Origin of the sequence: Marinobacter sp. (assembly GCF_033722195.1) — a bacterium.
Taxonomy (GTDB): Bacteria; Pseudomonadota; Gammaproteobacteria; order Pseudomonadales; family Oleiphilaceae; genus Marinobacter.
Window position 1 is genome coordinate 1 of record NZ_JAWVZL010000029.1, and the last position, 20,342, is coordinate 20,342.

Genomic DNA, 20,342 nt, shown 5'->3' on the forward strand with positions numbered 1-20,342 from the left:
CCACCCGCTCCTCGGACTCGAAGGCCTCCCAGAGCTTGCCTTTGACGATGTAGTTGGAGATGTCCTTGACCTTCTCGTCCCCCAGCTGGGAATCCCGCAGGCGGGAGACGGCATCGTACTCGTACAGGCCCTGCTGGGCCTTGGTGGTGGACTTGATGTGCCAGGGGATCAGGCGCATCCCCAGCGCGGCCGCCATCTCTTCCGCCAGCAGGGTCTTACCGGTGCCGGGCTCACCCTTGATCAGCAGCGGACGCTCCAGGGAAATGGCCGCGTTGACCGCCATCTGCAGATCGTCGGTGGCAACGTACTTCTCGGAACCGGTAAATTTCATAGCAAGGCCTTCCTATACAAAAGTCTTAGTCAGAGGGCGCCGAGTATAAAGGCTCGGGCCCTGTGGGAACAATGCCGCGGGCGCCAGCGTCGGGCTCCCCGGCCTATTTCTTACGATCGGAATCCTCGTCGGACGCTTTGGTGACGTCTGGCAGGTCCTCGATATCGGAGAGATCAAACTCCTCCATGCCGAAGATGTCGTCCTCGTCGGCGTCCGCCTTGTTCTTGTCGGGCTCCTCGGCGACGGGTTGCTCCTTCTGCTCCGGCTCAGCTTCGTCCCCGGCCTGGGAGTCGGTCAGCTCCGGAATGTCCTCCAGCTCCTCCGGGGGGATCTCGTCCGTGGGCTCCGGAGTGGCGACCGGGACCTCATCCTCCAGCTCAGCCATGGGCTCCGTATCAAGTTCCGCGGCCATCTCCGGCTCGGGCTCATCGGGCTCGGGCTCGGGTTCCGCCTCAGGCTCCGGATCGGCCACCAGCGGCACGTCCTCTTCTTCACCCTGCCCGGCCTCGCCCGTCACTTCCGATTCGGCGTCTGCGTTGGCTTTCTTACGCCGCCAGAACCAGAAGCCCGCCGCCAGCAACGCCACCAATGCTGCGCCACCACCGGCCAGCCAGACCCAGGGCAAACCGGCCGCAGGCTCTTCCGGTTCCGCTGTGGCGGCCGGGGCCGCGTCCGGCTCGGCAGCAGGCTCCGGGGATTCCAGCTGGCTCAGATCGATGGGCCCGGAATCGCCAACCGGCGCTTCCATCGGCGGCTCAGCCGCAGGCTCGGCAGGCTCGGGCGTTGGCTCCGGCTCCGGCTCAACCGCAGGCTCGGGTTGCGGTGCCGGCTCTTCGACAGACGCCGCGGCCAGAGGGATACGGACATTCTGTTCGCCGGCGGCCCGGGGGAAGACCGCAGAGAAACTCTCAGGACGATACGCCAGCTCGGTGCCGTCGGTGGTGATACCGTCGAAAGCCAGCCGGACCGCATACTCACCGTCACCGGCACTGGCTTCGACAACGCCAACCCAGGCTCCTCTCTGCGGGTCGAAAGCCAGGGGCACCGGCTTGCTGGTCTGACCGGTCATGGCCACCTGCATCAGCACCTCGGAGTTGGCCACATCCAGATTAGGGTGCTCCGGCTCCACCGCGACCTGATAGCGGGTGGCGTCGGCGCTGCCCTGCGCATTCACCACCACACTCACCGGCGGGCGCAGGGTCAGCACCCGGGTAAACTTGCGGCTGAAGGTCTGGCCGTCCGCCAGCAGGGTGAGCTGGTAGTCACCCGGCTCCTGCAGGCGCTGGATGACATCCCGGTAGACGCCGTCTTCCGGCGGCTGCTCCGGCGACAACACCTTGGTGCCGGAACGGCCATCCTCGGTGGTAAGGGTCAGGCTGACCTCGATGACGCCAAGGAAGTCCGGGTCGGTAATAAGGGTATCGTCTTCGTAGAAGGCCGCTGTCACTTCCACTGACTGGCCGTGGTAGAAACGCGCGGGCAGTTCGCCGGTGACCATCTTCAGATCGCTGACCACGGTGACCCGGCTGCCCTCCCCCAGCTCGCCATCCAGGGTCCAGCGCCCCGCGGCGGGATTCTGTACGGTGATGAGATCGTAACCGGACTCCCGCACCCAGCGCAGGTTGTCGCGGTCCGACTCCGGCGACAGCGTAGTCCCGGACGGATCCTTCAGGGTCAGGGGGTTGGCCTGGGTATTGACGCCCTCACCCGGGAATATCAGCGCGGTGAACTCCTCCACCCCGGCGTCCACGGTAAAGCCGCTGTCCTCGATGGGCACCTGGGCCTGGGGCACGGCGGTGTTGAGGGCCCGCAGAAACACACGGTTGAGTTCATCGGCGGTGTCGGCAATGGAACGGCTACCGTCGGTGGCGGTGGCCAGCCGGGTCAGCAGGTCCAGGTCGGCCTCGGCGGACAGGGCCACGGTATGGATGGTGGCACCCAGGTCCCGGAGGCGAGTCAGCTGTTCGGTGAGGATACGCTGGCGCTCACGCTCGTTGGCGGCTTCGTCGTTGGCGGCAACGTCCACCTTGCCGTCGGTGAGCAGGATGAAGTGGGTATTGGACAGGTCGCCGTCGGAGAAATAGGGGTCGGAGGCGACTTCCAGGGCCTGGCCCAGGTTGGTGCGCAGGGCCACCGAGTTGATCTGGCTGGAGCGGGCAATGGCGAGCTGGCGCCAGGTATCGTCCACCTCGGCGTGGGGCACCAGCATGTTGACGTACTGGCCGAAGGTCCAGATACCCGCCTCGGTGCCCTCAGGCAGCATCCTGGCCAGCAGGCGCACGGCGGGCTGCCGGAGATTCCCCGGGTCGTTCTTCTTCATGCTGCCGGAGATGTCGACGATCACCCGCACGTCCGACTCCGGTGGCAACTGGGGCGCATCCAGGGCAGTCTGGGCATGGCCGGGAGAAGCCAGGAACGCGAACAGCCAAAAGCCGAACAATCGGGTGATTATTCCTGTCATTGTGACTCCAGAGGGTTGGATGGGTCTGACGCCCTATTTGTTGACCAGCCGGTACCTCACCAGATCCAGCATCCACACCAGCAACATCACCAGGGCCGCGATACCCAGGTTGAACACCGCCCGTGCGGCCTGGTCCTCGTTGCCGAGAATGAATTCATAGCCGCCGTGAAGCCAGGCGGGTATCCACCAGTTGACCGCTTCGGAGGATTCCACCGGTGTCAGGAACACCACGATCAGGACCGACTGCAGCAATGTCTTCAGGCCGTATAACGGCAGCAGCCGGAATAACTTGGACATCATGATGAAAAAAACCACGAACCCCAGGGCGTAGAGGGTCCAGAAAATTCCGTAGGCAAGCTGCGTTTCAGCATCCATTGACGGTGTCCTAAAGTATCCAGTGAATAATGTGCTCTTCCCAATTCTGTTCCGGCACGTCGGCTTCGGATTCTACCCGATGCCGCACCGACATGCCGGCCTCATGGACCGAAGCCGGGTCACCGGAACGCAGCGGGTGCCAGTCCGCCAGCGGCCGGCCCTCGGCCAGGGTGCGGTAGGCACAGGTATAGGGCAGCCAATGGTACTGATCCAGCGTGTCCGGTGTCAGCACCACACAGTTGGGCACCTGCCGCACCCTGTCCTCGTAGACCGTGCAGCTGCAGGTGTCCTGGTCCATGTGGCGGCACACCAGGTCGGTATAGTAGACCTCGCCGGTGTCCTCGTCCTCCAGCTTGGCCAGGCAGCACTTGCCGCAGCCGTCACACAGGGACTCCCACTCCTCAGCGGTCATCTCGTCCAGCCGCTTGCGCTGCCAGAACGGGATCTGCGCGATCACTCCGGCCGCTTCCTCAGCTTCTGCTTGAACTCAAGCAGATAACTATCCATTTTCTCGGGCATTTGCAGGTAGAAATTGTTGGCTTCGATCGCCTCCAGCACCTGGGCGCCACTGGCCCGGGCGAGCTTGCGCTCGGCGGTAAGGATCAGGTCCATACTATGCACCGGCTTGCCAAAGGCGGTCCGGAGCGCTTCCGGCAACTCCTGCCAATCCTGGCCCCGGCGCACGTAGACGTAGGTGTCGGCGTTCTTGCTGCTGCGGAATACGGAGACAAACTGTCGTTCGGTCATGGTGTCATTCTTTGGTGATATCGATGTGTGCCGGCCTCAGGCCGGACGTTCGGCCGCCAGCAGGGCCTGGACCTCAGTCCTGACCGGTTCCGTCAGCGCTCCGCGCCAGCCCTGGAACAGGATACTGCGGGCCAGCTCGCCGTCGTCTGTGCCGGCACTGAGCAGGGCCTCGAGCCGGCGCCTGGGAGCCAGCACCTCGATGGGCACGTCGGCCTCCTCGGCCACTCGGGTGAACAGCCGCTTGACCTGTTTGTAGGTGGCCTGCTCTTCCCGGGTCAACGGGGGGCTGATCAGCACCAGGCCCTCATCGGCCGCCACCTGGGCCTCGCGAATCAGTGTGAGGATGGTCTCGCCGTAGCGGCGCACCACCACCGGCGGCACATCCGGCACCGCCGCAAGCGCGCCCGGATTGGCCGGCAGGCGATCGGCGATGTTGATCAGGGCGTTGTCCGAGAGCACCCGGTTGCGGGGCCGGTCGCGGCGGCGGCACTCGTCCTCGCGCCAGGCAGCCAGGGCCTTCAGCACCTGCTGGCGGGGCGGGCTCAGGCGCCAGCCACCCCGCAGTTTCAGGTAATAGTCGCCGCTTTCAGTGACACCTCCCAGGTCCTCTGCGAATCGGCTGGACTCCTCCGCAAGGGCCTCCACCAATCCTCGGGCCTGCAGGTTATCCAGCACCCAACGGTACAGCGGCTTGAGAAACCGCACGTCATCCAGGGCATAGCGTTCCTGCGCCGGGGTCAGCGGCCGCGCCAGCCAGTCGGACCGGGTGGCGGATTTGTCCAGGCTGTGGCCGAACAGGGTCTCCACCAGCCGGGCGTAGCCCACCGAGAAACCGGCTCCTGCCAGGGCCGCGCCGATCTGCAGGTCCAGCATGCCGGCGGGCTGGATACCAAGCCAGACCCGGAACAGTTCAAGGTCCTCGCTCATGGCGTAGAGCAGTTTCGGGCTGTCCGGGTCCGCCAGCCGGCGCCGGAATACCTCGGAGGCCTCCGCCACCGAGGGATCCACGAGCCGGAAGTCCTCGTCCAGGCCGAGCTGGACCAGGCCGGGAATCGGATAAAAAGTGGACACCCGCTCAAACTCGGTATCCAGCGCCAACGGCAGGTCAGCGCCGGCGTCGAGCCAGCGGTCCAGTTCGTCGGCTGCGCGGATCCATTGCGCGGGTGCGGTGTCGGGGATTGCCACCATAGCGGGTCTCAGGGTCGGGTCATTCGGCCAGCGGTTTGCGCCCGCGAAATGCGTGGGTGAGTGTAAAACCGTCAACATAGCCCAGCTCGCCACCCACCGGAATACCGTGGGCCAGCCGGGTGATCAGGATCTTGCGGTCGGCCCCGCCACTGTCCAGGCGGTCGGCGATGTAGTGGGCCGTGGCCTCCCCTTCCACCGTCGGGTTGGTGGCCAGGATCAGCTCGGTCACGCCTTCCGCCCGGACCCGTTGCAGCAGCCGGTTGATGCCGATGTCCTCGGGCCCGACCCCGTCGATGGGTGACAGGTGCCCCATCAGCACGAAGTAGCCGCCGCGGTAATCGCCTGCCTGCTCGATGGCCAGCAGGTCCGATGGGCTTTCCACCACGCAGACGGTGCCGTTGCGACGCCGGTCGTCTTCACAGATGCCGCAGGTGGGGGTGTCCGAGAAGTTCTGGCAGGTTTCGCAGCGACGCACACCGGTCATGGCCTGCGCCAGTGCACCGGCCAGCCGTTCACCACCACTGCGGCCCTTCTCGAGCAAGTGGAAGGCCATGCGCTGGGCGGTCTTCTGACCCACGCCGGGCAGGCAACGCAGGGATTCCACCAGCTCATCAACCAGGGGACTAAAAGCCATTCAGTTTCCTCAGGGGTATGTCGACTCGGGCGCGCAACTAGAACGGCAGCTTGAAGCCGGGCGGCAGGCCCATGCCCGATGCCATGCCGGACATCTTTTCCTTCTGGTGCTGCTCGACGCGACGCACTGCATCATTCACAGCCGCGGCCAGGAGATCCTCCAGGATGTCCTTGTCCTCGCTCAGCAGGGACGGGTCGATGTCCACCTTGCGGACGTCGTGGCGGCCGTTCATCACCACCTTCACAAGGCCCGCGCCGGCCTCGCCGGTCACCTCGGCCTTGGCGATCTCTTCCTGGGCTTTCTGCATTTCTTCCTGCATTTTCTGGGCTTTTTTCATCAGATCGCCCATGCCATTCATCATTTGGCTTTCCTCATATCGGTTCGCTAAGAATCACTACGACTTTTCCAGGGGTCGTATGCTGCCTTCGACTACCCGGCCGTCAAAACGTTCAACGATGGACTTCACCAGCGGGTCGTTGCGGATGGCGTCCTCGGCGGCGGCCTGTCGTGCCTTGCGGGCATTCTCTTCCCAGATCGCCGGGGTCTGTTCGCCTGGATCGCCTTCCACCACGCGGAGTTTTACGTCGGCGCCAAAATAACTGCTCAGTGCCTCGCGGATCCTGTCCTGGTGGCGCTCGGTCAGCAGCCGGGCATGGCCCTGGGCAAGGGTCAGGGTAACCTTCTCGCCGTCGCGGCTGAAAGCGGCGTTGCTGGCCAGGTTTCCGGGCATACCAACGACGCCGAGCGTGCGAAAGTCCCGGGGCCAGCTGAATTCCTCCGGCGATACCTGGGGCGCTGCAGGTGTGGGCGCCGGGTTTACAGGCTGGATTTCAGATTCCGGCATCGCGGTGTGCTCTGCCGCCACTGCCTGATCAACGGAGTGGGTCGGCTCCGGAGCGGGCGCGACCGCTGCTCCACTGCCCCCGGCCATCAGATCCGCCGCCAGCCGCTCGGCAGCAGCGGCCTCGGCCTCATTGCTGTCGTCATCATCGCCCAGGTCGCCCTGATAATCCGTCAGGCTGTCCAGGTAGGCGTCCTGATCGCTGAACGGTGAGTTGGCATCTGGGGGCTGGGCTTGTGCAGGCCCATCCGGCCTGTCGGGAACCCCAGGGGTTTGCGGCTCGGCTTCTTGCGCCGGAGCCGTCGCAAGGGATTCGGACGCCGGTTCGGCCGGCTTGCTGGCGGCCGGCTCCGGTTGTGGCCCGGAATCCTGCTCCGGCACTTGCTCGCTGGGGCCTGGTTCAGTCTGGGACTGCACCGGTGACTGCGGCGACGATGATCCGCCGGCAGGGTCGGGTTCCTCCCGGGGCTCCGGGTTCTTGGCAACCGCCGCCGGAGGCTCCCGGCGCTCGGCACCGGGGCGGAATGCCAGCATCCGCAGCAGCGCCATCTCGAAGCCCATGCGGGCGTCCGGGGTAATGGCGAGATCCTTCCGGCCCATGAGTGCGGCCTGGTAGAACAGCTGGGCGTCCTCGGCACTGAGCTGGCGGGCCAGGGCCTGCACCTGCTCGGCATCACCCAGTGCGTTGTCGGCGGTCCCCGGCACCACCTGCTCCATGGTCACCCGGTGGAACAGGGACAACAGGTCCGCCAGGATGGCGCTGTAATCCGGCGCGAAATCCGAGATCCGGCCAATCTCCGCCAGCAATGCCGGGCCGTCGTTGCGCACCAGGGTGTTCACCAGCTGCTCGATGTCGCGCTGGTCGATGGTGCCCAGCATGCTGCTGACATCCCGGGCCGCCAGGGTCTGGTTGCCGAAGGCAATGGCCTGGTCGGTCAGGCTCAGGGCATCCCGCATGCTGCCGTCGGCGGCACGGGCCAGTTGCCACAGCGCCGGCTCCTCGAAGGGGATCTGCTCCTCGGTCAGCACATGGCGCAGGTGGCCGGCAATGTGCTCCGGTGTCATGCGCTTGAGGTTGAACTGCAGGCAGCGGGACAGCACCGTGACCGGCAGCTTCTGCGGGTCGGTGGTGGCCAGCAGGAATTTTACGTGCTCCGGCGGCTCCTCCAGGGTCTTGAGGAAGGCGTTGAACGACTGGGTGGTGAGCATGTGCACCTCGTCGATCAGGTACACCTTGAAGCGGCCGCGGGTGGGCGCGTACTGGACGTTGTCCGTCAGCTCCCGCATGTCGTCCACACCGGTCCGGGACGCGGCGTCGATCTCGATCAGGTCGACGAACCGGCCCTCCTGGACTTCCCGGCAGCTGGTGCACTCGCCGCAGGGGTTGGGAGTTATGCCGGTTTCGCAGTTGAGGCAGCGGGCCAGCAGGCGGCCGATGGTGGTCTTGCCCACACCCCGGGTGCCGGTAAACAGGTAGGCATGATGCAGCCGCTGGTGCTCAAGGGCGTGCACCAGGGCCTGGAGCACATGCTCCTGACCGACCATATCGCCGAAGGTTTGCGGGCGCCATTTACGGGCGAGGACCTGATAGCTCATGAATGCGTCAACTGCTGCTGGAAATGCCGGTAACGATAGCATGGACGGGGGAACAGAAGAAGCCGCAGCCTGGCTGCCCGACCCTGCCGGCAACGGGCTGCGGCAGGGCTCGCTGCCGGCCTGACGGTTGCTTCTTTCCGGCCACGGGTATGCAGCTCAAAGCCAGGACGCTTTCAGCGAAGTTGCGACAGGAACTGGGGGAATTCGGTACACAGGGGAGGCAAACTGGGGGTGACTCCACCAGCGACACTCCGGCACACGAGTCCACCGCTGCGGCTGCTCCCTTCCGGGCCTGACCGGGTTCACGGTTTATCGTTGCGGAGGCACCGGCGGAGCCACCATAACGTTCCGGGCAGTGCCCAGATGCGGCGGCATAGTAGCAGGCGGCGGGGGCGGCATCAATCCCGCGGTGGTCACTTTTGCCGGCAATCAGAGCGGCAGCGGGATCTCGTCGCGGCGGAACCAGCACGCCAGGCTGTAGCGGGTTCGCCCGGCAATGAGTACTTCGTGGGGGATTTCCTCGCTCATGAACATCACCATGCGGCCGCCTTCCGGCAGCACCCGGGCACAGGCCTGACCCGGCAGGTCCCGGTCATAAAGCTGCAGTTCGCCGCCATCGCCCTCACCCCAGGTATCGTTGAGATACAGCACCAGGCTGACGATGCGGGACGCCCGGCCCTGGAAGCTGTCCAGGTGGGTGCGGTAGAAGTCGCCGGGATGATAGGTGGCGTAGTGGGCCTCGAAGCGCTTCAACCCCAGGAACAGGCGTCGGTTTAGCTCGTGACGAATCCGCTCCAGTAACTGGAAGAGCGTGGCCTGGGCGTCGGTGTGGCCCTCCAGCCAGGCAATGCGATCCCGGCGTATGGAGCGGTCCTGCACCAGATCCTCGCCCCGGCCGATGCCCGCCACCTTCATGGCGTCGGAATTGTCCAGCAGTTCCACCTCGTTACGAAGCGCGGTGATCAGCTCTGCGGACAGGTAAGGCAGCACCGAAAGGCTGGCCCAGCCCGCCTCCACCAGGCTGTCGCAGGCAATCTCCAGCAGACCATCCAGGTCCAGGACCGGTGGTGCCGCAAGCCCCAGTGTGCCGGCATCACCGGCGGGCGCGACTACGGTGAGGTCACGAAGGTCTTCGATCAAAGTGGGGTCGTTCAAGGCAGATTCCTGACTCCGGCAACAGGGCTGACAAGATTGCTGGATGGCGCCAAAGGGTCAATTCCACAACTGCCACCAGCATACCAGCGAAAGTCCCCTGGGCTCATCTCCAAACAAAAACGGCAGCCCGAAGGCTGCCGAGATTGATCGCCGGATCAAGATCAGCTTTTGCGACGACGCACCAGCGAGAGCCCGGCCAGGCCCAGACCAAACAACGCCAGGGTGCCCGGCTCCGGCACGGAGGCAGGCGGCTCAGGGTTGGTGATACTGCCACCGGCACTGCCGATGATAATGGTATTGCCATTGCTGTTCACACCCAGCGAAGACAGCGGTGAAAAGTTGTCAAAGCTGTTGTGGTGTGGGCCGGCACTCAGGTCGGCATTGGTCAGGCCGGGAAAAGCAGCCTGGCCAGCCGCGGTGAGCGTAATGCCGGTCTGGAACTCGCCCGAAGTTGTCACTGAGGGCAAGAGCGCACTCAGCCAGTCATATCCGTTTGCCTGACTGAACAGGCCGCCACCGTTGCCGACGAAGGTGTCAATGGCACTGGCGTAGGGGGTGAACAGGCTACCGTCAACCCCGCCACCCACGTTTAAGCCTGAGTCCATCATCATGATGCCGACGTTATTGACGTTGGTTGTGCCGGTGCCGTTGAAGAACCCGGCAAAATCCACCGTATCAACCGTAGTCACGCTCCAGCCCGGGTTCAGACTGGACAGATTGAACGCCGAATTGGCTGCAGCTCCCGCGCTGCCGCTACTCCCCATAATCGCCACTGTGGTGTTTCCGTTAGTCACCCCCGGGGCGATATTTTCCAGCGCCTTCTGCATGAACAGCCAGCCATCAACATTGGCCCCGCCCGAGACAAAGCCGTGATCATCGGCGTCCGTGCCGGCCAGGATGAAAGGCCCCGCATAAGCGCTAGAGGCGCCCATGAAGACCGTCATCAGCAGTATTCGGAACAAGTTTGTCAGCTTCATTTTTCTATTCCTTCAGTCGGAAAAATCCATGGAAAATAACCTGCATATTGATCTTATGCGTGGAGGATCTCGCAAGTGATGTGCCAGACCCTCCGGATTTCTGCGGTACATTTGTGCAGCAAGCTATTCATTCTTTTTAAATAGGTGATATTCATGGACTTATCCCAACCCCCGGCAGGCCGACCCCATCTCCGTCGACCAAGGCTCTGACTGGCGATGGCTATCCGCCGTAAAGTTCCCTGACACCCTTTAAACAAGGCCCAACCGGGCGACTGGCATAGCAGAGGTCACAACGAGCAGTACCAACCTGTTTTATGAGCGTTTTTGTTAACTTTTCCTCCGCAAACCTGAAAGCATCTTGTAATATATCGCTTATTAATACATGTGAAGGGTGTAAAGCATCCGGACATTAAAGCCTGCCAAAAAGCGCAACTCTCAGTCAGTCGCTGGACGGCTCAGCCGGTTCTGGGGTAAAGATAGGGGTTGCCGTAACAGCCCCACCATCGCAAACAGAGGTGCCATTTGACGACCCGCCCCGGCCAGTGGTCCTTTACCCGCTGGCAGACCATCGGCCAGCTCGAGGCCCTGGAAGTTCACCATCCCCGCTTCCGCGCCAGGGTTTTCCTCCAGGGAGCGCACCTTACCCACTTCGCACCCGTCGGCGAGTCCAACTGGCTGTGGCTGAGTCCGGACGCCCGTTTCGAGCCGGGCCGCGCGATCCGTGGCGGTGTTCCGGTCTGCTGGCCCTGGTTTGGCGACCCCGGCCGGAATCCGCCAGAGGTCAAGCGCCGCGTTCTTAGTACCACCGCCCACGGGTTTGCCCGCACCGCGGTGTGGCGGCTGGACCGGGTTACCGAGACCGCCCATGATGTGGAGATCCAACTGTCGCTGGACGCCAATGGTGACTTCGACGAGCTCTGGGGCGGCCGGGCACGGGCCCTGGCCACCTTCAGTTTCAGCGTCTCCGGCTGTGAGCTGGCACTGACCACCACCAATACCGGTACCGACGCCCTTGCCTACACCCAGGCCCTGCACACCTACCTGCCAACGCCGGACATCAGCCGGAGCCGCATCCGCGGCCTGGAGCACTCGGTGTATATCGACACCCTCGATGACTGGCGGCCCAAAACCCAGGAAGGTCCGGTGATCTTTGACGGCGAAACCGACCGGATCTACGAATCCGGAAGCGCCATGATCGTCTGCACGCCCGCGGTCACCCGCCTGCTTACGGGCTCCGGCAGCGACTCCACCGTGGTCTGGAATCCGGGACCGGAGAAGGCGCAGCGGTTGTCGGACTTCCCCGATTCGGCCTGGCGGGAGATGCTGTGCGTCGAAACTGCCAATGCGGGTAACGATTATCAGGTATTGAATAGTGGCGAGAGCCGTACCCTCGCCTTTACGCTTCGGCGGGGTTGAAATCACTGCCTATACTGCAAGCAAACAGCAGGCATTGCCGGACGTAGCCGCCAGTGCCGGACATTGCCAGACAAGGAATCTGCATGAGTCTGACCTCCTTTATCAAAGCCCGCCTGGTACCTGCGTCCCTGGACGAGCAGGTGGAGCGGATCCGCAAGCCCATCGGCACCCTGGGCTACGACCCGTGGGGCTACAACAACGATTCGGTCAAGGTCGGCCTTGCCCTTACCCGTCAGCTCTATGAGCGCTATTTCCGGGTCAAGGCGGACGGTGTCGAAAAGGTGCCCGCCGAGGGGCCGGTGCTCATCGTGGCCAACCACAGCGGCCAGCTGCCCATTGACGGCCTGCTGATCGGCTATGCCCTGGCCACCCGCAAGGAAAAGCCCCGCATGCCCCGGGCCATGATCGAGCGCTTCTTCCCGACGGTGCCCTACCTGGGCAACCTTCTCAATGAGATGGGGGCGGTTCTGGGGGACCCCACAAACTGTGCCAAGATGCTCACCAACAACGAGGCGGTGGTGGTCTTCCCCGAGGGCATCCGCGGCTCCGGCAAGCTCTATCGGGATCGCTACCAGCTCAAGCGCTTCGGCAACGGCTTCATGCACCTGGCCATGAAACACAACGCCCCCATCGTGCCGGTGGGCGTGGTGGGCTGCGAGGAGACCATCCCCGCCATTGCCAACATAAAGCCCCTGGCCCGCTCGCTGGGTATCCCCTACGCGCCGGTGGCCCTGCCCGTGGTCTTCCCGGCCAAGGTTCACCTCAATTTCGGCGACCCGATGATCTTCGACAACACCGACATTCCCGAGGAGCAGGTGGCCGAACGGGTGGAACAGGTCAAGGCCGCCATCAGTGAGCTGATCGACAAAGGCCTCAACGAACGCAAAAGGTTGTTCTGATGAACCAGGCACGCAGACCCCACATCCTGATCACCGGCGCCGCCGGCGCTTTGGCGCAGCAGGTGATCGAACGCCTGCGCTCCACCTGCGATCTGGTGGCGGTGGACTTCCGGGAGCAGATCTACCTGGGGGACGATATTCCCAGCTACTGCATCGACTTCAACAAGCGCGGTTTCGAGGACCTGTACCGGCGCTACGAGTTCGACGGCATCATCCACATGGGCCGCATCATGTCGAGCCAGGAGACCCGCATGCGGCGCTACAATGCCAACGTGCTGGGTACCCAGCGGATGCTGGACCTGAGCCACAAGTACGGCATCAAAAGGGTGGTGATCCTGTCCACCTACCACGTCTATGGCGCGGTGGCCTACAACCCGGCGCTGATCGACGAGGGCGCGCCGCTGAAGGCGGTAGGCCTAAGCATGGATCTGATCGACTCGGTTGAGCTGGAGAACCTGGCCAACATCTACCTCTGGCGCTACCCGGACCTCAACATCACCATCCTGCGGCCCTGCAACATCGTCGGCCCCGGCGTGCGCAACTCCATCAGCAAACTTCTGGCCAGTGACCGGGCCCCGGCGCTGGCGGGCTTTTCACCGATGATGCAGTTCATCCATATTGATGACATGGCGGACGCCATCGTGCTGGCCTATCAGGGCAGCCACAAAGGCATCTATAATGTAGCTCCGAACGACTGGGTAGCCTACCAGCACGCCCTGGAGATGTGCGGCTGCAAGCGGATCCAGATCCCGTCGATTCCGCCGGTGCTGCCGAAACTGATACTCAAGACCCTGAACATGAAGAGCTTCCCACCGTACCTGATGAGCTTCTTCAAGTATCCGGTGGTGATTGACGGCCGGTCATTCAGCAGAACCTTTGGTTTCAAGCCCAAACGCTCGCTGAAAGAAATTTTCCGCTTCTACCGGGAAAACAAGAAGCCGATATAAATAAAAAGGCTTAAGAAGCCTCTTAAAATTAGCCTGATGTGGATGAAGGGCAAGGCGCACGGCGCGCAGCAAAGGAGACATACCTGCCTGGTAGGCGAGTTTGCGAGCACCGTGCAACACAGCCCTTCGCCGCAGCAGGCTGATTTTAAGAGGCTTCTTCACAGGATGTGAATGATGGTTACCGATTTCAGTCTGATCAGCCATGCCGCCGCTGGCCTGAGCTTCCTGCTGCTGGCGCTGCTGATCGTCCGCAAATACCTGCGACGGGACTCGGACCGGGCCCTGTTCCTGGCGGCTATCGTGTCCGTGCTCTGGGCCGGATCCCTGGTGGCCCAGACTCTATGGGAGCAGCCGCCTTTCTTCGTCCGCTACCTGCTGGAACTGCTCCGGGATGCCGCCTGGATCGCGGTGGTATTCGCCTTGATCCGGGACGGTGCCCGCAACGCGGAGATGGCCGGGCGCGCCCGCAGGCTGCTGGGTGGCTGTTCGCTGGTGCTGATCGTGGTGCTTCTGGGCTCCGGCAGCCTCGAATACGTGATGAACTGGCACCTGTTGGACGGCAAGACCAAGGTCCTCGGGCAGATGGCGCTGTCCCTGCTGGGGCTCTGTCTGGTTGAGCAGATCTGGCGCAACTCGGTGTCGTTCGGCCGCTCCAGCGTCAAGTACACCTGTATCGGCATCGCCACCATTTTCGCGTTCGACTTCTTCATGTACGCCGACGCCCTGCTGTTCGGCCAGATTTCCGGTTCCTTCTGGAATGCCCGCGGTGCGGTCAACGCCCTGGTGGTGCCCCTGTTCGCCGTCAACATGATCAATACCCGGCGCCAGCCGGTGGAGTTCCAGCTCTCCCGCACGGCGGTCTTCCATGTCGGCACCCTGATGTTTGCCGGCGCCTATCTGCTGCTGGCCGCCGCCGGCGGTTATTACGTCAAGGTATTGGGGGGTCAGTGGGGCGACGCCCTCCAGGTCCTGTTCTTTACGATCCTGCTGGCGTTCCTGGCGACGCTGCTGGCATCGACCCGGGTGCGCGCCAAGCTGATGATGTTCATCAGCCAGAATTTCTTCGACTACAAGTACGACTACCGGGAAGAATGGCTGAAGATGACCCAGGCCTTCGCCAACCTGAGTGACGACCCGCCACTGCCCGAGCGCGTGGTGCGTATCCTGGCGAGCCTGGTGGAGAGCAACTCCGGGGTCATCTGGATCCGGGACGACGAGGGCAACTTCAGCCTCAATACTGCCGTCAACCTGGCACCGCCGAAATACACCACCATCGACGGTCAGTCCGAGCTGATCCGCTTCTTCGGCGAGCGGGAATGGATCGTCGACCTCAAGGAGTACCGGCTCGACCCCATCAGTTACAACCTGCTGGAGATCCCCGACCCGATTCTCAAGTTCACCGACGGCTGGCTGGTCATCCCCATGTACCTGGGGGATGAGCTCTACGGTATCACGCTGATCGGCACCCCCTACGCCAAGGTGGAACTGAACTGGGAAAACTTTGACCTGGTGCGTGTGGTGGCACGTCAGACCACCAACCTGCTGGCCCAGGCTGATGCCCAGAACCGGCTTTCCCGGGCCATGCAGTTCGAAGCGGTCAGCAAGGCCTCGGCGTTCATGGTTCACGATCTCAAGACACTGATCGCCCAGCTCTCCCTGCTGGTCAAGAACGCGCCCAGGCACCGGGACAATCCCGCCTTCGTGGACGACATGATCCGTACCACCGACCACGCGGTGCAGAAGATGTCCAACCTGGTGGACCATATCCGCAAGCCGGTGGCAGACGATGTCCGGGGCCAGCCCATCGAACTCTACGGCCTGGTGGCCGAACTGGTGAGCCACTACAGCCGCAACCGGCCTGCACCCCGGATGGAGGGCCCCAAAGACAACGTCATGGTGTGCGCCGACCCCGAGCAGCTGCGCAGCGTAATTGGCCATCTGATCCAGAACGCCCAGGATGCGACACCGCCGGATGGCGAGGTAGTGCTGAACTTCAAGACCGCCAGCGACAGTGTGGTTCTGTTCATCCAGGACACCGGCTCGGGCATGAGCGAGGAGTTTATCAAGACCCGCCTGTTCAAGCCGTTCGAGAGCACCAAGGGCCTGACCGGTATGGGGATCGGGGCCTACCAGGCCCGGGAATACCTGCGGCGCATCGGTGGCAACATTGACGTCACCAGTGAGGCCGGCGTGGGTTCGTGCTTTTCCCTGCGATTCCCGATCATCCGGGAACGCTTGGAATGCGGGCTCGTTGAGCAGGGCGTACACGAGGATGAGAGCGCCACGGGCATTGAGCCGGTCCCGCCGGCACCAGCTTCGACGGCGGTCAATGACAAATGATTGGCGTTTTTCGGCTCGGCAAACCAATTGGATTGCATTGCGTCAAGGATCGGTTAAAAATCCCTGCTACCATAGTGAATAATGACACCTGCTTCACGGAAGTGACACGCACGTACGACTAAAAGGATTTGGCGCTGTTGTGAGTAAACGACTTCTGATTGTCGAGGACGACCCCGGCCTGCAAAGCCAGATGCGGTGGTGTTTCAATGGCGACCTGGAAATAGGCCTCGCCGCCGACCGGGACTCCGCCCTTGCCGCCCTGCGACGGCTCGAGCCGGACGTAGTGACGCTGGATCTGGGCCTGCCACCGGACCCCGGCGGTGCCAGCCAGGGCTTTGCCCTGCTGGAGGACATTCTCCGCCTCGCCCCTCAGACCAAGGTCATCGTGGTGACCGGTCGTGAGGACAAGGAAAATGCCGTCCGTGCCATTGGCATGGGCGCCAGCGATTTCTACCAGAAACCCCTGGACGCCGACATCCTCACCTTCGTGGTGAACCGGGCCCTGCGGCTGAGCGAGCTGGAACGGGAGAACCGGGAGCTTTCCAACCCCTCCAACAGTTCCACCATCAAGGGCATCGTCGCCGCCAGTCCGCAAATGCTAAGCATTTGCCGTACCATCGAAAAAGTGGCGCCAGCGGACGTCACCACCCTGATCACCGGTGAGACCGGCACCGGCAAGGAACTCCTGGCCCGCGCCCTGCACGACCTGAGCCATCGCGCCAATAAGCCTTTCGCCGCCATTAACTGTGCCGCTATCCCGGAAAATCTTCTGGAGAGCGAACTCTTCGGCTTCGAGAAAGGCTCCTTCACCGGAGCCACCCAGAGCAAGAAAGGCAAGATCGAGACCGCCAACGGCGGCACCCTGTTTCTCGACGAGATCGGCGACATGCCCATGCCGCTGCAGGCCAAGCTGCTGCGCTTCCTGCAGGAACGGGTGGTGGACCGGGTGGGCAGCGTCAACCCGGTGCCGGTGGACGTGCGGGTGGTCTGCGCGACCCACCGGGACGTTCGGCAGCTCATTGACTCCGGTGAATTCCGCGAAGACCTCTACTATCGCATCAGCGAGATCACGCTGGACGTCCCGGCCCTGCGGGACCGGGACGGCGACGCGCTGGTCATCGCCCAGTCCCTGCTCAAGAGCCTGGGCAAGCAGATGGACCGTCCCCAGATGAGCTTCTCGGAAGACGCCATCGCCGGTATCAACCAGTATTCCTGGCCCGGCAACGTCCGGGAGATGATCAACAAGGTCAAGCGCGCCATCATCATGGCGGACGGCAAACGGATCACCGCCGAAGATCTTGAGCTGGCTTGCGACAATTCGGTTACCGACACCCTGCTTAACCTCCGCCAGGTACGGGAGACCGCAGAGCGGCGTGCCATCAACCAGGCGTTGCAGACCAGCGGCTTCAATATGGCCCAGGCCGCGCGGCTACTGGGTGTCACCCGGCCAACCCTGTACAACCTGACCGACAAATACAATATAACAACATCGTCTGAGGCCTCCGGCGCCTGAGGCGTCACCGGTGAATCAGCGCTACTCGGCTCCGCCCGTATTTAAGGAAGGTAAGCAACGTGAAAAAAAGGATCAGCGCCAAGAAGTCTCTCCCTATTGCCCGTGCCACCCTGCTATCGGTTTTCCTCGGCCTCACCCTGGTGGGTTGTGGCGACGACGACAATATGAGCCAGGAGGAGATCCAGTATCTAAGCCACCTTGACCAGGCCCGTTTCTTCCAGCGCCAGGGTGAGCTCAAGGCCAGCACCCTGGAGGCCCGCAGCGCCATCGAGCTGCAGCCGGGCAATGCCGAGCCCTACTTTGTCATCATCAACAACCTGCTGACCGCCGGTGACGCCGTCAACGCCGAGCGTCAGGCCAACCAACTGGCCGAGCGCATCGACCCGGACGTCATGACCCAGACCGTTGAGAACCGTATTAACCTGATCCGGGCCAAGGCCAACCAGCTGCGGGGTAACACCGAGGAGGCCCTGGCCCACCTGGACGCCATCAAGGATCCGGACCGGCCGCAGGAGATCGAAGCGGCCCTGGTACGGGGTGACGTTTTCCTCAATGCCGGCCGGCTTGATGACGCTGAACTGGCCTACGACCGTGCCCGGGCACTGGACGGGGCTGCGGTGAAGCCCCTGATCGGTCTGTCGCGGGCGGCGTTTGCCCGCGGCAACCAGGACCGCGCCCAGGCACTGATCAGTGAGGCGGAAGAGCTGGACAGGACTGACCCGGAACTCTGGCTTTGGAAAGCCCAACTGGCCCACGCCAACAAGAACTGGCAGCAGGCCGAGGAAGCCTACATCCGAGCACTGGAAGACATTGGCCAGTACGACATCATGACCTACCGCAAATACGCCACTATGTCCGCGCTGGTTGAAGTGCTGCGGGCCCAGGGCAAGTCGGCGGAAGCCTTCGTGTATGAGGAAATACTGGCCAAATCGGCTCCCGGCACCATTAAGAGCAACCTGGTGGCGGCGCAGAACGCCTATAACGAGGGCAACCTGGATGAAGCCGCCCGCTACCTGCAGGAGGTGCTGGCGCAGGCCCCCAACCACGAACAGAGCGCCCTCATGCTGGGCATGATCCGTTTCCGTCAGGGCCGTACCGAGGAGGCCGAGAAGCTGCTGGCACCTCTGGCAGAGGCCGAGGACTCCGAAGCGGCCGCCAAGCTGCTGACCGCCACCAAAATCCAGCTGCGCAACCCGGAAGAGGCCCGCAAGATCCTCGACAACCTGAGCGACAAGGACACCGACCCGGGCGTACTGGCCCTGGTGGGTATCGCCACCCTGGCCGGTGGCGATGCCAAGGCGGGGGAAGAACTGATTGAGCGCTCCCTGGAACTGGCGCCGGATAACAACGCCCTCAGGCTCCGCTATGCCCGCTACTTGGTGCAGCAGGGCAAGACCGACCAGGCCATCGCGCAGGCCATGGAAGTCATGGAGCGGGATCTCGACTCCAGCGACGCCCGCCTCCTGATCCTGCAGGCCCACGTGGACGCCGGCAACATGGACGCGGCCGTAGAGAGCGCCAATGCCTGGGTCAAGGAACAACCGGACAGCGCCCCTGCCAAGCTGGCACGGGGCCAGCTGGCATTGCGCCAAGGCGATATCGAGCAGGCCAAGCGCTTCTTCGACGAGGCCGCGAAAGCCGATCCCGACAACCCGGCGCCCTACGTTGCCCTGGGGAACCTGGCCCGCAGCCAGGACAAGCCCGAGGCCGCCGCCGAGCACTTCAAGCAGGCCGTCAGAGTGGCTCCGGACAATCGCCAGGCCCTTCAGGGCGCCGCTACCCTGCTCGGCCGTGACAAAAGCGCTAGCTTCATGAAAGAGGTGCTTGAGGAAAACCCCGAAGCCATCGGCCCACGCCTGGTACTGCTGGAGTATTCACTCACCGAAGGGGATGCGGAGGCCACCGACAACTACACCGCAGAACTGCTGGAAACCGAGACGGCTGACGAGACTTCAGAGGCAGCAGCGGTTGTGGCCGCGATCTACAACACAGTGGCGCGACAGAAAGCGGATGAGGAGAACTACCAGCGGGCCCGCGAGATCCTGGACAGGGGCCGCGCCCTGTTCCCGGAGAACGAGGATATCGCCCTACAGGCCGCCACCCTCGCCTACCTGTCCGACCGTCAGGAGCAGGCCATCGAGATCATCCAGGACACCAAGCTCAAACACCCGGAATCGGCGCGCCCCTTCCTGCTGCAGGCCGCGCAGATGACCCGGGAAGGCCGGCATAAGGAGGCCGCGGAGATTTACCAGTTAGCGCTGGAGAAAGAACCCTCGGTTGCCACCGAACTGCGTTACGCCCAGGCACTGCAGCGAGCCGGCCAGCCCAGCAAAGCGATCGAAAGCCTGGAAGCGGCCCAGGAGCGCTATCCCGGCCAACCTCAGGTCAACCTGGCCCTGGCCCTTGCCCACCAGGAGGCGGGTCAGGCCGACCAGGCCATCCAGGCCTATGAAGCGCTGCTGGAAGCCGAGCCCAATAATGTGGTGGCCCTGAACAACCTCGCATGGATGTACCAGCAGGCCAACGACGACCGCGCCATGCCCATGGCGGAGAAGGCCTATCAGCTGAGCCCCAACTCCGCCGCCGTGGCCGACACCTACGGCTGGATTCTGTTCAACGCCGGCAAGCAGCAGGAAAGCCTGCCGGTACTGGAAAAAGCCCACGGACTGGAGCCCAATTCCGAGGAAATCGCCCTCCATCTGGTGGAGGCTTACAAGGCCACCGGGCAGGATGACAAGGCCAAGGCGGTGTTAGAAAAGATGTAGGCTGTGCTGTCCCTCGACAAGGCGAGTCGATTTCTTTTACACATGCGCTGCCAAACGCTCGGCTGGCAGAGCCTAGGCAACGGTTTTTACAGTGTTTGTAGGCAATGGCTTGCAATTTGCGGACAGAAGCCAACGAGGGCCCGGTCGATGCTGAAGA

At 63.2% G+C, this 20,342-nt stretch carries 17 protein-coding genes and 1 other RNA gene; 6 read left to right on the forward strand and 12 right to left on the reverse strand.

Annotated elements, in window-relative coordinates; translation table 11 throughout:
- From R3280_RS07620 to R3280_RS07675, 12 genes are all read right to left on the reverse strand, one after another.
- Positions 1-331: AAA family ATPase (locus R3280_RS07620; protein WP_318997994.1), on the reverse strand; the 331-nt coding region annotated here is incomplete at its 3' end.
- A 103-nt stretch (positions 332-434) separates the two neighbouring features.
- Positions 435-2,792 (reverse strand): vWA domain-containing protein, encoded by a 2,358-nt coding sequence (locus R3280_RS07625; RefSeq protein ID WP_318997995.1) that lies wholly within the window; start codon positions 2,790-2,792, stop codon positions 435-437.
- A 33-nt stretch (positions 2,793-2,825) separates the two neighbouring features.
- Positions 2,826-3,167 (reverse strand): hypothetical protein, encoded by a 342-nt coding sequence (locus R3280_RS07630; RefSeq protein WP_318997996.1) that lies wholly within the window; start codon positions 3,165-3,167, stop codon positions 2,826-2,828.
- A gap of 10 nt (positions 3,168-3,177) precedes the next feature.
- Complete coding sequence (locus tag R3280_RS07635) at positions 3,178-3,624, reverse strand: YcgN family cysteine cluster protein (RefSeq protein WP_318997997.1); 447 nt, start codon at positions 3,622-3,624, stop codon at positions 3,178-3,180.
- Positions 3,621-3,914 carry a YcgL domain-containing protein gene (locus R3280_RS07640; RefSeq protein ID WP_318997998.1) on the reverse strand — a complete coding sequence of 98 codons (294 nt, stop codon included), beginning with the start codon at positions 3,912-3,914 and terminating at the stop codon, positions 3,621-3,623. The genes R3280_RS07635 and R3280_RS07640 overlap by 4 nt, the downstream gene beginning before the upstream one ends.
- 36 nt (positions 3,915-3,950) lie before the next feature.
- Positions 3,951-5,102 carry a ribonuclease D gene (locus R3280_RS07645; RefSeq protein WP_318997999.1) on the reverse strand — a complete coding sequence of 384 codons (1,152 nt, stop codon included), beginning with the start codon at positions 5,100-5,102 and terminating at the stop codon, positions 3,951-3,953.
- 19 nt (positions 5,103-5,121) lie between these two features.
- Complete coding sequence (recR, locus tag R3280_RS07650) at positions 5,122-5,736, reverse strand: recombination mediator RecR (protein ID WP_318998000.1); 615 nt, start codon at positions 5,734-5,736, stop codon at positions 5,122-5,124.
- Positions 5,737-5,773: 37 nt separating this feature from the next.
- Entirely contained in the window at positions 5,774-6,097 is a 324-nt protein-coding gene (locus tag R3280_RS07655; protein WP_318998001.1) for a YbaB/EbfC family nucleoid-associated protein, read from the reverse strand.
- A gap of 33 nt (positions 6,098-6,130) precedes the next feature.
- Complete coding sequence (dnaX, locus tag R3280_RS07660) at positions 6,131-8,173, reverse strand: DNA polymerase III subunit gamma/tau (RefSeq protein ID WP_318998002.1); 2,043 nt, start codon at positions 8,171-8,173, stop codon at positions 6,131-6,133.
- Positions 8,174-8,408: 235 nt separating this feature from the next.
- An RNA gene (gene ffs, locus R3280_RS07665) (signal recognition particle sRNA small type) lies at positions 8,409-8,505 on the reverse strand.
- Between the two features lie 97 nt (positions 8,506-8,602).
- Positions 8,603-9,328 (reverse strand): 2OG-Fe(II) oxygenase, encoded by a 726-nt coding sequence (locus R3280_RS07670; protein ID WP_318998003.1) that lies wholly within the window; start codon positions 9,326-9,328, stop codon positions 8,603-8,605.
- Between the two features lie 161 nt (positions 9,329-9,489).
- Positions 9,490-10,305, reverse strand: a complete 816-nt coding sequence (locus tag R3280_RS07675; RefSeq protein ID WP_318998004.1) for a PEP-CTERM sorting domain-containing protein — start codon at positions 10,303-10,305, stop codon at positions 9,490-9,492.
- Between the two features lie 522 nt (positions 10,306-10,827).
- On the opposite strand from R3280_RS07675, the gene R3280_RS07680 reads away from it, so the two are divergent.
- The 6 genes from R3280_RS07680 to R3280_RS07705 all read left to right on the forward strand — a co-directional run bounded on the left by R3280_RS07680 (position 10,828) and on the right by R3280_RS07705 (position 20,185).
- Complete coding sequence (locus R3280_RS07680) at positions 10,828-11,721, forward strand: D-hexose-6-phosphate mutarotase (protein WP_318998005.1); 894 nt, start codon at positions 10,828-10,830, stop codon at positions 11,719-11,721.
- 83 nt (positions 11,722-11,804) lie between these two features.
- On the forward strand, positions 11,805-12,620 hold the full coding sequence (locus tag R3280_RS07685) for a lysophospholipid acyltransferase family protein (protein ID WP_318998006.1): 816 nt from the start codon (positions 11,805-11,807) through the stop codon (positions 12,618-12,620).
- Complete coding sequence (locus R3280_RS07690; protein ID WP_318998007.1) at positions 12,620-13,567, forward strand: SDR family oxidoreductase; 948 nt, start codon at positions 12,620-12,622, stop codon at positions 13,565-13,567. The genes R3280_RS07685 and R3280_RS07690 overlap by 1 nt, the downstream gene beginning before the upstream one ends.
- A gap of 174 nt (positions 13,568-13,741) precedes the next feature.
- Positions 13,742-15,907: an XrtA/PEP-CTERM system histidine kinase PrsK gene (gene prsK, locus R3280_RS07695; RefSeq protein ID WP_318998021.1), complete on the forward strand. Its 2,166-nt coding sequence runs from the start codon at positions 13,742-13,744 to the stop codon at positions 15,905-15,907.
- 139 nt (positions 15,908-16,046) lie between these two features.
- Complete coding sequence (gene prsR, locus R3280_RS07700; protein ID WP_318998008.1) at positions 16,047-17,420, forward strand: PEP-CTERM-box response regulator transcription factor; 1,374 nt, start codon at positions 16,047-16,049, stop codon at positions 17,418-17,420.
- 59 nt (positions 17,421-17,479) lie between these two features.
- Positions 17,480-20,185: a tetratricopeptide repeat protein gene (locus tag R3280_RS07705; RefSeq protein ID WP_318998009.1), complete on the forward strand. Its 2,706-nt coding sequence runs from the start codon at positions 17,480-17,482 to the stop codon at positions 20,183-20,185.
- Positions 20,186-20,342 lie beyond the last annotated feature (157 nt).